Consider the following 15490-nt stretch of genomic DNA (forward strand, 5'->3'; position numbering starts at 1 on the left):
CTTTTACTATACGATTTTCGCTTTTGTAGGAAGACTTCATTTCTTTTTTATATATTAGTTTTACATGGAACTATATTATTTAATTGTATGATGAATATTGCGAGCTATTTTTCAATAGAACTTAAACAAAATCGTTATCGTGCTTTTCATTATATTGTGAGTGGTTATAATGCGCGCCGCATTCGCAAGAAAAGTGCAGTATCTCGTTAGGCGAGGCTCCTATACAAACACAGGTTACTGATCTGACGACGTCGAGAGACGCCCAAGATTAGGACAGGATATATCGACCGAAGGTATATCCCCATGTAACTTCCAGTATTCATCGGATACGTTGTATAGTGCTAAAACCGAGACGTGTAGATAGCTTTTGCATTCTCGCTTCTGGTTTCGCCCCTATGGAGAACTGATTTGCTAAACACAAACAGTAATAGGGAACCACAAAATGAAATTCAATACTCAAAACAAAATGGATGCTGTATTAGTTGCAGATGCATCCTTAAACACACCACAAAACAACTCAACTCAAGACCAATACAATCGTTTAAAAGATGATGCAACCGTTAGTGCTTATATGAGCCAGTCTTATATTGCGGTTTCTGTCGCTGATTCTGTTGAAAATGTGAAAGCTCAATTGGTTAATGATTTAAAAGATGAATTAATCCCAACCTATTTATATGTAGTGGATAAAGATAATTATCTAAATGGGATCTTGCCCGTTAAATCATTATTAATAGCCGCTAATGATCTGTTTGTGTCTGATGTGATGCGTCAAACTTTTTTCTCTGTCTCACCAGAACAGAATCGACATGATGTGTATCAACTGATTAGCCATAGCGGTTTAGACAGTGTACCCGTGATGCATTTTGGAAAATTAGTTGGTGTTTTACGTCCTCAAGATATTGCGGAATTAATTGAAGATGAAAATACACTTGATGCTCAGATGCAAGGTGCAACTTCACCTTTAGAGCAGCCTTATTTAGAAACCAGCCCTGTAACATTATGGCGTAAACGTGTTGTGTGGTTGTTGATGCTGTTTGTGGCAGAAGCGTATACCAGTACCGTATTACATGCTTTTGAAGATAGACTAGAAGCCGCAATTTCATTAGCCTTTTTTATTCCATTGCTGATTGGTACAGGCGGAAATAGTGGTACACAGATCACCTCAACATTAGTACGTGCTATGGCACTAGGGGAAGTGAGCTTACGTAATGTTTGGTCTGTATTAAGAAAAGAGATAACCACATCCATAATGGTTGCACTGACTATGGGGATCGCCGGTTTTGTGCGTGCTTGGTTCCTCGGTGTGGGGATGGAAGTGATGATTGTTGTTGGCTTAACACTTGTTTCAATCACGGTTTGGAGTGCGATTGTTTCGTCTGTTATTCCAATGGTATTAAAGCGTTTAGGTATTGATCCTGCGGTTGTTTCAGCTCCGTTTATCGCGACGTTAATTGATGGTACAGGTCTTATTATTTACTTTGAAATCGCATCTCATGTGATGAGCGAGTTTGCTTAAGGCAATCCCACATATTCATTCTCAAGATAAAGCCGATGTGAATTAATCAACACATCGGCTTTATTTTTATCTATGTTTTTTAATATTCAATAAACTGCAAAATAGCCTGACAATGACGGCAACGGTATTGTGTCTCTCCGCGCAATACTTTGTTATGACGACGAATGGTGAGCTGGTGTTTCTCTTCACAATGGCAAGCATAAGGAAAGGTTTTAGCTTTAACTGCGCTAACATCAAAATGATGGGTGCGTTTAGCTGAAACTTGTAATACGGTTTCCATCATCCATTTCCACTCTTTCCCATGAGGCGCTACACGACCAAAATGGCGATTAACTAATAAATGCGCTAATTCATGAGGAATAACTTCTTCAATAAAATTCTGTTTATTTTCAATCAATAATGTAGGATTAATACGGATTTCCCAATTTGCATAATAGGCACTGCCTGCAATAGTTCCTCTCTGATTATAATGTAGAGTTGGTTCTGGGTAATTTGTATTAAGATAAAGATTAGCCTGCTGCAATTTTTCACGCAGTGTTTGCATAACGCTTTGCACTAAGGCAATGGGGACTCTTACCGTTTTCATGTTACAGAGCATATAGCGCCTTATACAAACACGCAATAAAAAGAAAACTTGCACAATATATAAATTAACATATTATTAAAAAGTATATTGATTATGGAGTTTACCATGACACAACGAGTTCAACCTGATTTATTAGATGCAATGAAATTGGCGGCTAATGAAGCGTCTAGCATGCTTAAGACGCTAGGAAATGGCGATCGCCTTTTATTATTGTGTCAGCTAAGTCAGGGCGAAAAAAGTGTGAGTGAATTAGAAGAGAGTTTAGGTATTCGTCAACCGACACTTTCTCAACAGCTGACCGTTTTGCGCAATGAAGGGTTAGTGAATACTCGTCGTGATGGAAAACGTATCTTTTATTCTATTGCTGATGAAAAAGTTCTCATACTACTTAATACGCTTTATCAGCTTTATTGCCCTATAGCAGGTTAATTTATGAATATAGATTGGGTTCACTTTACGCCTTTAAGTGCGGCAATTGGTGGGCTTATGATAGGTGCTGCGGCTGCCATTTTACTGTTATTTAATGGCCGTATTGCAGGAATAAGCGGTATTTTAGGTGGTGTTTTATCAACAAAACAGCAGGGAAATGGTTGGCGTTGGGCATTTTTATTTGGCATGTTAATCGCACCGACACTGTTTTATTTTTTTGATAAACCCTTATCGCCTGTGATTGAAACGTCACCTTGGATGCTAATCATTGCTGGAGTGCTGGTGGGAGCAGGTACGCGTTTAGGTAATGGTTGCACGAGTGGTCATGGTATTTGTGGGTTAGCGAGATTATCGCGTCGCTCGATGGTGGCAGTTTTCGTCTTTATGGTGACTGCATTTATTACCGTTTATATTCAGCGCCACGTAATAGGAATAGGAGGCTAAGAAAATGACCAAATTTGTTGCTTTTCTTTGCGGTCTTCTATTCAGTGCAGGATTGATTGTTGGTGGAATGAGCAATCCGCAAAAAATTCTAGGTTTTCTGGATATTACTGGAAATTGGGATCCCTCTTTATTGATAATCATGGGAGCAGGGCTGGTTGTCAGTGTGATCGGTTACCAACTAACACGCCGTAGGCAGCAAAGTGTATTAGCATGCCCTTTAAATATCCCGACCAATAAAGCGATTGATAAACCATTAGTGCTTGGTAGTGTATTATTCGGTCTTGGCTGGGGATTGGCTGGAATTTGTCCTGGCCCTGGATTGGTATTAGCGGGTGCTGGGTTTTATCAAGGTATTTTATTTGTCCTTGCTATGATTGTGGGTTGGCTGTTAATTGGATTGGTGCGTAAGCCACAATAACAAACTATTTTATACTGATACTCTTAATGAATTAATTAAACGGGAAGCCTGTGCTTCCCGTTTGTGTATTGAATGCATTGAACGTTATTTAAAGTCAGCATAAGGAATAAGAGGATTTGGTGGTAAATCTAAATCACCATTCCAACCATCAAAGGAATAACGTAAGTACATTAATGCATGGCTTGGAGTATAGTTTTTTGCTTGTTGAATATCGATAGCTGCACCCATAAACCAATGTGGCGTAATACGATGTTCAACTAATGCTCTTGTGGTATAACCAAAACCGTTGCTGGCGTCTCCTTCATCAACAGCATCTCGCTCTTGATAATAAAGCCTCATTATCTCTTCTCGATCTTCAGGGCTAAGTTCATCCAGATAGTGCTTGAATTTATCGGGAGAAACGAGATTTTGTAAAGGATAGCGCTTTCTGTCATCCGTTTGAGAGTAAGACCAAGAAAGAGCGCCGGACAATTCCCAAGACCAGTTTTCAGTACGTTCACGATAATTTATCGGGATCCCTAAAGAGACATATTTTTGAGGGCTATAATAACCACCTTGACCTAAAGTGTATCCGCTTAAGTCTTTGTCATAATGCCAAAGCATCGTACTTAACCCGACAGAAACGCGGCGGTTGTTCTCATTGATAAGTTTATAATAATAGCCTCCCATTCCTCGAACACTGCTATTATCTTCAACATTTTTACCTGCCAATTTATCAATAGAAACCTCGCCCCAATAACCGTCTTTTCCACCTAAGTCATAGCTTCCGCTTAAACGAACGCCAGTCCTTCTAACACCGCCCCATGTTTGGTTAGTCCAAACATCTCGTTGACCACCAAAAGCAAGTAAAGCGCTATTAACAGGGCGGCGGTGAATATCAAGTGTCCAGCCTACATTGAAAAGATCATGACTATAGGCGATTTTACCGACCCAATCAGTCACTTCAAAACCCAGTGGTGTTGTACCAAGATCCCATTGCCATTGCCCATTTTCCCAGCCAATAGCAGGGCTAACACCAAAGGATTTTTGCTCTAGCGGGAAACAACCCGTGCGGTAACAAGTCCCAAATTTAGAGTCATAAGGTGATGTATCCAGTTTGCCACTATTAAGATTAACTAAGTCTGCCCGCCAGAAAAAACGACCATCATAAACTGGGTGATTGAGTTGTAACATAGTGGTATGGGCGCGTAGTTTTGAATAGCCTTCACTACCACTAGATCCCCAATAATCATGTTCAAGCGTAAATCGCCACTCTTGTTGACGATAAAGCGCGTCAGTATCTGTGCGTAAACTTCGAGACAGCCAATTATCCTTTTCGTTATTACGCATCAACGTGGTGTACTCAATGTTATCTTTTGGCAATCTATCTGTTATTGCATCCTTGATCATGGCCTGTTGGTAATAATAGTGAGCTTGCTGACGATGTTGGCCATCACGCTGAAAACGAGCAATATCGCGCAATACTAAAGGATCAACATTGTCTGGCTCTGTTTCAATTTGTTGTGCCAAATAAGCAAAATAGTGTTGTGCTTTTTCTGTATTTCCGACTTCTTTTTCAGCATTGGCGACGCGTCTAATCGAGTTGCTATTAAACTGTCTGGGGGAAAGTGTTTCTATTTTTGCAAGATAGTATTTTGCCTGTGCTTTTTGTCCTTGTGCTAAGGTAACATCTGTTGCGCCTAATAGTGCTGTTTCATTGTTAGGTTCTAGATTTAGAGCGGTATGGTAATAACTTAAAGCTTGTTCAAGGTTATTTCGCTCTTGTGCCCAGTCCGCTAATAGCAAATAAGTCTGAATTTTTTGATCTGGCGGAATATGAGCAAAAAGATAATCAACAGCTTGTTGTTCTTGTCCTTTTGCACGTAAAGACTCTGCATGCGCTAATATTTCACCAAAACGTAATCGACTAACTAATGCTTTCATACTCTCACTGCGTTGAGAGAAGGGGATCGTTTTTAGCGTATCAAGAGCTTGAGTTTCCCGTCCTGTCTTATTGAGATATAGCGCATAGGCATAAAGGCGAGATGCATCATTAGGGAGACGATGATTAAGTTGATTAAAATATGCTTCAGCCACAGCGTCTTGCTGGGTGATTAATAAATTATCGGCAAGGCGATAAATATTCCAAACATCATTAGGATAATCTTTAGCAATTGCCTTACGTTTTTCAATCGCACTAAGGTATTGCTCTTTATGCTCATCATCCGCGGCTAAATCTTGCCTTATACCCGAGATAATATAGTCATAATCTTCTACCAAATTTTTATATTGTCTTGGCGTTAAACCATTAATAAATTGTTGTGCTTTATCATGTGACTGTTGGCGATAAAGTTTTGCGAGGCTATGTAACGTTGCTGGGTGATTGGGTTGATATTTTAAGGCTTGCAAATAATGGCTTTCAGCCAGATCAAATTGGTGCAGTGCAACCGCAACATTGCCTAAACCAATATAAGGCTCGCTTTCATAAGGGCTTAACTTATTGAGTTGGTTAAAATAACGTTCAGCTAATTCATAATCTTGTTTTAATAGCGCTTCATCACCTTTTGAAAGAAGGTGCCAATATTGGTTGGCCTGCAACATCGCTCGCCATTGACCACTATTATCATGATTGGGTGATAATTTTAACGCTTGTGACAGATAAAAAATAGCCGCGCCACGTTGATTGCCACGAGAATAACGGACACCCAAAGCACCTACAATATCCGCATTATCAGGTTGTTGTCGTGCTTTTTGTTTTAAGGTCGCAATCGGCAATGAGGCTACATCTGTTTTTGGTTTTACCGTGGAAGTCGTACGGGTTGTGTTTGTTATAACCGCTGAGTTTATTGTGGCGTGTTGCTGGTAGAAGCTTGCTATTTTCGCATTCTGAGGATACTGGCGATAAATATGATCAAGTCTATCCATCTTATCATCGTGAGAAGATTGCATAAGCACTTGAATATAGTCTAGTGCTAACGTCTCATCTGGCGGTATTCCTCGATAAATCTCATCGTATAAATTTAACGCATCATCATAGCGCCCAGCAGTACGGTAAAGCTGGGCTAGCTGTAATTTTTGCCGATTAACATCCGTTGTCAGTGATAAGGTTTTTATTGCACGCTGATATTGCTCCGATTGTGGAAATTGAGCCCCTAATTGGGCAAATAATTGTTGTGCTTTTGCATTGTCCTTTTGTTTTACAGCAAATTGAATTTGCATTAATAAGATATTAGGATCATTAGGCTTAATTAACGCTAAACGATGCAACGATTGAGCCACTAAAGCTTCATTTCCCGTGGATGTTCCTAATCTCATTTGCTGTTGTAAAAAAGCTTCCGTTGTCTCTTCACTGGCTTGCGTGACAGGCAAAAAGCCTGTCAGCAAAAAGAGAGCAATAACAGAGTGGTGATGTGTGTGTGCAAATTGCCACATAGCCTAGTCCTTAGCCGCTAAACGACGTTGGCTTCTTATTTTCATTGCTCGCCAAATAAGAAGAGAGACAAGAATAATGCCGACAATTGCCGCTAAACCAAGCCATATAGGGTGGGAAGAAAACACATACCAAACCTCTTCCCACCAAGGTAAATAACCGACGAAATAAGTATCACCTACACGCAAGCTATTTACACCAGATTCTCTGACTAATACCACAGAACCATGCATAGCATCACGCTTACCACTGTCACTCATTGCTTCATTTAACAGTTTGTAACCTTGCGTACTGTCGGCTAATAATGCGACAACGCTACGTTGTGAAAAGAATGGAGATTGGAAACCAATAATCGCCCCCATTGATCCTTTTGAGGTCAGAGAGATACGACTATCAGGACGTTTATCAGTCGGTTGATAACTTGTATGGCTAAAGATACTGATTTCTCGAGAAGGTAGCGTGATTTCACTACGAGCTTTATCAATCAGTACGTTCATCTGCTTATCATTATTTAATGCAGGTGGAATGGTTCCGATAAGTAGTAGGTCAGCATCCCTTTTTTGTACTTCATCCAATGAACTGGTTAATGAAACATTGAGTGCCGGATAACCTGTTTGAGCACCAATATTCCCCATTGAAATTAATAGGGTAGATAATTGTGTTGGAGACGGTTGCTGATTAACAAAAATCAAGGTTTCAGACAGATCCGCATAACGGCTAAATGGGAAACCTGCATGGCTGTAAACCCGTAAGTCAGGCAGCGCAATATAGTGTCGATAATCACCTGTAAAATTAAAACTAGATAAATCATCAATGGCGACCGTATTTGGAACAGGTTGATAAGTAATACATTGATCTACTGATCCCCCTAGAATGGGGTTGATGTAATCAAAGGCAAAGGTAATTTGATTACGCTCACCCAGTTTTACGGCGGGAATATTCAATAAATTCTTATGCTCAATCCAGCCTTGAATAAGCGGTAAATAAGCGATGACAAGATTATCTTTTTTATCTTTCTCAAGGGGATAAGCTTTAATGAAATGGTCGTTTACTGAGATAGACATACGAGAGTCATCTTGAAATGCAGGAGCAGTATAGCGATAACGCAATTGCATTTGTAATCCCGTATTATTAAACATAAAGAGATCAGGCGGTAACGTCATATTTAATGTAATCGGATTCGGTTTTAATCCACGAGATTGCAACTGACCTTCATAGTCTTGTAGCGTATTAAAGTAGATAGGTTTATTTAACTGTACCCATTTTGGCGCATCATAAGGTTCACGCGGGATCAATTTTTCTACTTCATTAATGGTGACGATATTCCCTCTGAAGATAACTTGTCCACGGGCTATTCCGTTTACGGCAGTGATCAAATCGTTATCATCACGTCCCATAATAAGAAGTAACTTAATATAAGGATTAGTTGGATGCGTCAGCATTTCGATGGTTGGCGCTTTTACATCGGGATGCTGTTTTAAAAATGTGGGTTTTTGTTTATTGGTTGCAAAAATAATGCTGTGTTGATTTGGTAGCGCATCATAATAAACAGGGTAATTTTGTTTACGCCAGTCAACTTGAGTACCAAACCAAGAAGAGAGGATTGCAGCCGCTTTTTGTTGAACTAAATTAGGTGACTGGCTGAAAACCATCGGCAGTGTTAATTCCCCAAAATCACGGCTATCAAAAAAGGGTTCTGGAAAGTATGCTAATTCATTACCTAAACGGAGTGATTGAAAGGTCAGATTTAGTTGACTGCTTTTACCTACATCCAGCCAGAGTGTTGTATTTGCTTGGTTTTCACAAATTTCACGATAATGGCCAATAAAAGAGAGTTTTATATGGTTAAAATCTTGAATAAATAGAGGATTAATGGGTATCGTAATTTGGTTTTTCTTACCTAAGTCTTCCTGTTTTAAGGTGATGACGCCCATCAATTCATCATTTAAATAGACATTAAGATGGGATTCTACAGGAAGTAGTGACGGAGACGGTGTGAATTCTAAATCGAGGGTAGCTTTTGAAACATATTCATCACTACGTACACCAAATTCTAAATAGCCATCAGGGCTAACACCCGTCAAATGGATCGCGCCATAACTAGGCGCTGTCTCTGCAAATTTTAATATCTTTTGGCGAGCTGAAGGCGTGACATCCGCAGAAGGTAATTGTGTATTTCTTGGCTCTGCTTGAGAAATAACATCAGGAGCCGCTGCCGTTATTGTAATGGGTGGCTCTGAAATAGTGGTTTGCGCTTCTTGCGTTTCATCTCCATGAGCTGAAGAAGTGAGCATAAATAAGGCAAATATGAGAAAGCGTTTTTTCATTATTGTTACCCATGATCTTATTGTTTATTAATAAATTCCCAGAAAACTGAGTTTTTCCTTCAAGACTGATGAAATATTTGTGAAACATTAACGCGTTGAGGGAGTAACGATGAAAGCCACAGCAAAAAGAGACCGAGTAAGCGAAAAGTGGCGTAAATAAAGTAAGGAGCACGTTTTAATAAGGTGTTATAACCTTGCATGCTGATAAAAATAATGTTCTTGAGACTACTTAAAGGTCTGTCGGTTGGAAGTTCATTTTGCCAATTAGCCCAAGTATCGGCTCGCTCAAAAGTACAAGCAGTAAATTCGATAGATTTTTGCGTTGTCATTTCAAGGAGTTGTAACCCAATAATTTGTCCATCAATACGTGAAATGTTAGCTTTAAAAGCATATTCACGCTGATTTTGACTGAGTAATAGTGTGATACTTTCATTTTGAGAGAGTGAAAGTATGATATTGTCAGGCAATAAAATTGCACAGCTATTATCAGAAAAATCATAGAGATAACAGCGATAGAGAGCACCATTATTTAACAGCAACATGGCCGGAACTTTAACGCGCACGCGAGGAAAACGGCGTTGTTGCTTTGTTTCGACAGAAACGGCAATCGCAACACCGAGTAAGATAAGGTTATAACAAACCCATAATAAACACATGGCAACAGCCCATGCTTCATCGGGATCGCCCGTTGTAATGCGCCAAAAAGCAAACAAAACACCTAGCAAGTTTAGGTTGAGAAAGAGTAAGTAAGGGCGGTTAATTCGCCAATCGACAAAGCCTTCTTCCATGACGCCACCTTTGCCAGTCACGTTGAAAGTTCCTTTATGAGGAGAGAAAAGGGTACTTAACACTGGGCGAGTGGTGTACCACGCTAAAATCGTTTCATAAACCTCACCCCAAAATGAGTGGCGATAAGCACCTTGTAACTTCGCACTAGCGAGTGAAATATGGATCAAATACGGCACAACATAGAGAGCGATAGCAATCGCAGGTGCATAAATGATATAAGCATGGAAAATAAGAAACGTCAGTGGTGCGAGTAAGAAGATCATCCGCGGAATGCCAGAAAAAAAGTGCAACATGGCATTTAAGTAACAAAGACGTTGCGGTAGGCTTAAACCTTTACCAAAGAGTGGATTATCAAGTCGGAATATTTGTACCATTCCTCTCGCCCACCGAATACGTTGACCTATATGTGCGGATAATGATTCTGTCGCTAAACCAGCGGCTTGTGGAATGCGAATATAAGCAGATCGCCAGCCATGACGGTGTAAGCGTAATGAGGTATGCGCATCTTCTGTAACTGTTTCAACAGCAATGCCACCAATCTCATCTAATGCAGTACGACGTAACACTGCGCACGATCCACAGAAAAACGCCGCATTCCAAGTGTCATTACCATCCTGAACTAACCCATAAAAGAGTGTGCCTTCATTGGGGGTTTCACGAAAATTACCTAAATTACGCTCAAAAGGATCGGGTGAGAAAAAATGGTGAGGTGTTTGTACCAAAGCCATTTTTTCATCTTTTAAAAACCATCCCATAGTGAATTGTAGAAATGAACGTGTTGGAATATGGTCGCAGTCAAAAATGGCAACAAATTCACCAGAAGCAAGTGTTAAGGCATGATTGATATTACCCGCCTTAGCAAAATCATGCTTTTCTCGTGCGATATAACGAATGCCGACTTCTTGAGCAAATGCTTTAAATTCAGGGCGAGCACCATCATCAAGCAGATAAATAGTGAGCTTATCTTTAGGCCAATCTAAGTTTAAGCTGGCATAGATTGTGGGTTTTACAACTTGTAGATCTTCGTTATAGGTAGGAATAAAAATATCAACGCTTGGCCATTGTGTAATGTCTTCAGGCATAGAAACAGGTTTTCGATGCAGTGGCCAAATACATTGCATAAAACTAAGGAATAGCACGCACCATGCGTAAGTTTCAGCCAGTAAAAGCAGTAAACCACAAAATAGGCTGAAATTATCAATCCAATAAAGGGTAGATTGATAACGCCACCAAATGTATCGACATGCAATGGTCAGCGCCAACATAATCATGGCGATTGAAGCAAAACGACCCGGAATATCGCGGATAGCTAAAGCAACCAACCAAAGAACAATCACAAAAACAAACTGGAATGTAAGATCAAACGGTTGAGTGATACTGAGTAAAATAAAGAAGATGGCAAAAATAGCGATGACAGAGTAGAGAGTATATAGCCAAAATGGTGTGTTTTTTTTCTTATTTTCAATGAGTTCAATCGCAATAGGAGAAACATGAACAAAAAGTTTTTTGTATGTTTTTCGAATATAGAAAATAAATTGTGTGGGTTTTTTAATCAGTAAATGTGCAACATAATGGCAAGCTAGCCAAATGCTTTGTAACAAATAGCGCAGAGGATCAAAAACTTTAGGGCAACGAGGATCAATATGAGGATATAGCGCTCGTTGTTTTCTGGCAATTTTTCGCCAAAAAGGGGACTCCATCCGTAAAAAAAAACACATAATGCCCATAAATAGCTCGCTAACAATAGCTGCGCTACGAGATGCACCGTTATGGCGATAAAACGTGTAGTAACGAATAAGAATATGTTGTGTCACATTCTTTTCGACTTTATTCGTGGCATCGTAAGATGATGGCATTATGGCTGTCCTTCTTTCCTCTCAAATAACGAAAAACACCATTGAGCGAGTTGCAATATTTCTTCTACTAACATGCAATTAGCTCGGTAATCATATAAAGGTAAACGTGAGGCACAGGCCTCTAGTGAGGCTTCATCTCGATGAAGAACGACAGGGCATAATGGAAAGGGTGTCGTTTGCCAAAATTGATAAAAATCTTGATGAATTTGGCTGGTGGCACGAAACTGGTTAATCAATACATATTCATTTTTGATAAAAGCGTGCTGGTTAAGCCGAATATGACAGTTGCTTTCTGCCATTGCCACGGTGAAGAAAATATCTGCTTTTTCTATCCAAGGCGTGAAAAGGGTGTCTTGCGTATGCTGTAAATCCATTAAAATAATGGCATCAGGATGCAGTTGAATAAATGTCGTTAAAAAATGGGTAAGACGTTGTTTTGCTGAAAATGACAATTGTAAGAGCAAATTATCCTTCATATTAACCCAACCAAAAGGTAACACTTGGTAGTGTGGTCGATAGTAAAAAATACTCTCCTCTATTGGCGTTTCTGCTAATAATGCCTGACTTAATGTGGTACTTTTTTGCTGTACTGGAAAATAAAAAGACAAAATATTTTCAGTGCAATTATCAATAATAAGCACTTCTTTATTTTGTTGATTAAATTGCAGAGCAAGCGCAATTGCCGTGGACGTTGTACCCACTCCACCTCGGAGCCCTTTTAATACAATAAGTGGCATAATTAGCCTCATTTAGTCGTGTAATGAAATGCATTAAGTAATGGCCAGCGATAAATAAGCACACGATTTTCTTCTTCATTATTAATATCCTGATAGTGATAGTTATTTAATGAAAATAATTTTTTTAGTTTGTCAATGTCCTTATTTAGATTGTTTTTTTCTATTTTTACATTTGAGTTAATAAAATTTTTATTTTTCATTTTAATAACCTCTAGATAAAAGAAAAATAAGCCACTATCAAAGTTAAAATTTTTGATAAAATAGTGGTTAAGGATTTATTCGTTATCTTTAATTAAGGTGTCTATTTTAGAATAGGCTTTTAAATGCATTATTTCAATTACGTAAAAACACATAAAATAGATATTTATTTTCTTTTTTTTATAAATGATGGATGTTGGATTTCCTTTTTGTATTTATATTTTTTATTTTTAAAGCTGTATTTTTCAAATAATAACTGAAAGAGTTTAGCTACAAAAAATCAATAAAAAATAAATGTGAATTAGCTGTTTATAACAATATATTAAAATGTTAAAATCCGATGATCATTATTGTATATTGATCTGCATCACTTTTAATATAAAAATCATTGAATTTCAGTCTTTTATTGATTGCTTGTGTTCTTGTGTTTTGGTGTTTGTTTATTTATTGCTAATTTTGTTTATTAATTGTCATTGAGTGTTATTGATGTGTGCTTTATTTTGTATTTGTTTCTAAATATAAAAATAAGATAACTCTGTGTTTCATTATTTAATGTAAATAAAGCATCATTTTTAAAAATAGACGCTATTATATAAATAGAACGTTGAGTGTTTTATTTTTAAACCCAACTTAAATAAGTTGTCTAGCATAATTTTTCTTTTATATAAGAGGTCAGTGTTTTTCTGACGATGTTTTCTTTTTCGTTATTTTTTATTTAAGGGTTTTTACTTGGTTTTAAATAAATATTCTCTTATATGTTTGTTTAGTAGTTAATTAAATATCAGAAGTAATAAAAAGACAGATATGAGTAATCATATAGCTGTCGAATTGGATTTATTTATACTAAAGAGTAGGAAATCAAAATGAACAAATCTAATAAAACCCAGTTCGATTTTTTACATTACTGGCATGGGTTGGGAGCATGGAATTTCTATTTTTTACTAAAATTTGTTTTGCTTTGGTATGGTTATTTAAATTTTGATGCTTTTAGCAATTTACTTTTTCTTGCTTTTTTATTGTTCCCATTACCAAAAAATATTTGGCATAAAATGCGTAATTGGGCCGCAATCCCAATAGGGATAGTTTTATTTTACCATGATACTTGGTTACCCCGTTTTTCAACGGTACTTGCCCAAGGTGGGCAACTTAAACAGTTTTCCTTCGATTACCTTGTTGAGTTAACTGTTAACTTTATCAATATCAAAATGATAGGTGTCGCCTTTATTTTGTTCGTGGGTTACCTTTTTATTGAACAATGGGTAAGGGTGTCTGTTTTTATTATTGCAGGTGTATTGTGGCTAAATATTGGTGGGTTTACTCATATTTCTCAAGGTGTGGTGCCTTCTGTTTCAGCGAATACTTTTATGCAAGAAAGTAACATTAATACTGAAAAAAGCACGGCAGTAGTCAAAGCTCCTGAAGTATTGCCAGCCTCTGTCGAACCGCAAGTATCCCCTGAAGTTGTATCGACTAAAGAGGCAGAAACCGCATCAATGAGTACCGTTTATCCACCACAAAAACAGAAGGTCAATAATAAGGTATTGGATGATTGGCTCACACAGTTTTATGGTTACGAGAAAAAACGTACAACACCATTTCCTACGCAGTTAGCCGCCAATGCTCAGCCTTTTGATATCTTGATTATTAATATTTGTTCACTATCTACCGCTGATGCGACGGCTGTTGGGCTACAAGAACACCCAATTTGGGGTAACTTTGATGTGTTATTTAGCCACTTTAATACCGTATCTTCTTATAGTGGTCCTGCATCGTTAAGATTATTACGCGCGAGTTGTGGTCAGACTCACCACGCTGATTTATACGATCCCGCAGATACACAATGCTTACTAATGGATAATTTATCATCGTTAGGATTTGCCAAAAAATTGGTACTCGATCATAACGGGAAGTTTGGTAATTACCTCAAAGAAGTTCAGCAACTCGGTAATCTTAATATCGCCTTACAAGATCAAGAAAATCTTTCTCATCAAATTACTGCATTTGATGGCACTAAAATTTACAACGATAAGGAAACATTACAACGTTGGTTGAAAGCACGTGAGCAGTCTAATGAGAGCCGCACAGTGACCTTTGTGAACTTGGTATCACTACATGATGGTAACCGTTATGTAGGTGAAAATAGCACTGCTGATTATGGTAAACGTGCCTCTGCATTACTTGATAATTTAGATAGCTTTATGAATGAGCTAGATAAAAAAGGAAGAAAAGTCATGGTGGTAATTGTGCCTGAGCATGGTGCGGCTTTACAAGGCGACAAGACGCAAATGTCAGGGTTAAGAGATATTCCAAGCCAAGGCATTACTACCGTACCTGTTGGTATTCGTTTCACTGGAATAAAAGACCGAGCACAATTTTATCCTCCTGTGATTATCGATGAACCAAGTAGCTATTTAGCTATTTCTGCGTTTATCTCTCGTAATGTGAATGGCGATGTCTTTAATCAATCTGTTATTGATTGGGATGCATTAGCCAGTGAACTTCCTCGCACTGCCAATGTTGCGGAAAACCAAGCCACGGTTGTGGTTGATTATCAAGGGCAGTCTTATATCAAATTAAATGGAGGTGAGTGGATTAATTACCCTAACTAATTTTTTATCGCTTTTTATAATAAAAATCGTTTCATCATAAATCTATGTTCTCGTTTTCTCTTATTGAGATCCCCGTATGATTGCGGGGTTTTTTTATGGGATTTATAAACAGAAGCCATAAAAAAACCACATCCATAAAGATGTGGTTTTATTCAAATCAATAACGTGGCGT

11 protein-coding genes and 1 riboswitch are annotated in these 15490 nt (G+C 38.2%); of the genes, 5 read left to right on the forward strand and 6 right to left on the reverse strand.

Annotated features, from left to right (window positions below; genetic code table 11):
• Positions 1-195: 195 nt before the first annotated feature.
• Positions 196-367: riboswitch (M-box (ykoK) riboswitch) on the forward strand.
• A 75-nt stretch (positions 368-442) separates the two neighbouring features.
• Positions 443-1516 (forward strand): magnesium transporter, encoded by a 1074-nt coding sequence (mgtE, locus tag B6258_RS07765; protein WP_099074777.1) that lies wholly within the window; start codon positions 443-445, stop codon positions 1514-1516.
• A 79-nt stretch (positions 1517-1595) separates the two neighbouring features.
• On the opposite strand, the gene B6258_RS07770 is transcribed toward mgtE, so the two are convergent.
• Positions 1596-2102 (reverse strand): SprT family zinc-dependent metalloprotease, encoded by a 507-nt coding sequence (locus B6258_RS07770; RefSeq protein ID WP_164996150.1) that lies wholly within the window; start codon positions 2100-2102, stop codon positions 1596-1598.
• Between the two features lie 105 nt (positions 2103-2207).
• Between B6258_RS07770 and B6258_RS07775 the strand changes: the two genes are divergently transcribed.
• Genes B6258_RS07775 through B6258_RS07785 form a run of 3 tightly spaced genes read left to right on the forward strand, consistent with a single transcriptional unit; the run spans position 2208 to position 3393 of the window.
• Positions 2208-2531: an ArsR/SmtB family transcription factor gene (locus B6258_RS07775; RefSeq protein ID WP_099074779.1), complete on the forward strand. Its 324-nt coding sequence runs from the start codon at positions 2208-2210 to the stop codon at positions 2529-2531.
• Positions 2532-2534: 3 nt separating this feature from the next.
• Positions 2535-2975 carry a YeeE/YedE family protein gene (locus B6258_RS07780; protein WP_099074780.1) on the forward strand — a complete coding sequence of 147 codons (441 nt, stop codon included), beginning with the start codon at positions 2535-2537 and terminating at the stop codon, positions 2973-2975.
• A 4-nt stretch (positions 2976-2979) separates the two neighbouring features.
• Entirely contained in the window at positions 2980-3393 is a 414-nt protein-coding gene (locus B6258_RS07785; RefSeq protein WP_099074781.1) for a YeeE/YedE family protein, read from the forward strand.
• A gap of 84 nt (positions 3394-3477) precedes the next feature.
• Here the strand turns inward: B6258_RS07785 and bcsC are convergent, their stop codons facing one another.
• From bcsC to bcsR, 5 genes are read right to left on the reverse strand one after another with little or no spacing between them, the layout of a single operon-like run.
• Positions 3478-6804: a cellulose synthase complex outer membrane protein BcsC gene (gene bcsC, locus B6258_RS07790; RefSeq protein WP_099074782.1), complete on the reverse strand. Its 3327-nt coding sequence runs from the start codon at positions 6802-6804 to the stop codon at positions 3478-3480.
• A 3-nt stretch (positions 6805-6807) separates the two neighbouring features.
• Positions 6808-9129 carry a cellulose biosynthesis cyclic di-GMP-binding regulatory protein BcsB gene (bcsB, locus tag B6258_RS07795; RefSeq protein ID WP_099074783.1) on the reverse strand — a complete coding sequence of 774 codons (2322 nt, stop codon included), beginning with the start codon at positions 9127-9129 and terminating at the stop codon, positions 6808-6810.
• Between the two features lie 59 nt (positions 9130-9188).
• Positions 9189-11774, reverse strand: a complete 2586-nt coding sequence (bcsA, locus tag B6258_RS07800; protein WP_099074784.1) for a UDP-forming cellulose synthase catalytic subunit — start codon at positions 11772-11774, stop codon at positions 9189-9191.
• Complete coding sequence (locus B6258_RS07805; RefSeq protein WP_099074785.1) at positions 11774-12511, reverse strand: cellulose synthase operon protein YhjQ/BcsQ; 738 nt, start codon at positions 12509-12511, stop codon at positions 11774-11776. The genes bcsA and B6258_RS07805 overlap by 1 nt, the downstream gene beginning before the upstream one ends.
• 8 nt (positions 12512-12519) lie before the next feature.
• Positions 12520-12711 (reverse strand): cellulose biosynthesis protein BcsR, encoded by a 192-nt coding sequence (bcsR, locus tag B6258_RS07810; RefSeq protein WP_099074786.1) that lies wholly within the window; start codon positions 12709-12711, stop codon positions 12520-12522.
• 861 nt (positions 12712-13572) lie between these two features.
• On the opposite strand from bcsR, the gene bcsG reads away from it, so the two are divergent.
• On the forward strand, positions 13573-15318 hold the full coding sequence (bcsG, locus tag B6258_RS07815; protein ID WP_099074787.1) for a cellulose biosynthesis protein BcsG: 1746 nt from the start codon (positions 13573-13575) through the stop codon (positions 15316-15318).
• The last annotated feature ends 172 nt before the right edge of the window (positions 15319-15490 follow it).

This window comes from Proteus alimentorum, assembly GCF_002607735.1.
GTDB lineage: Bacteria > Pseudomonadota > Gammaproteobacteria > Enterobacterales > Enterobacteriaceae > Proteus > Proteus alimentorum.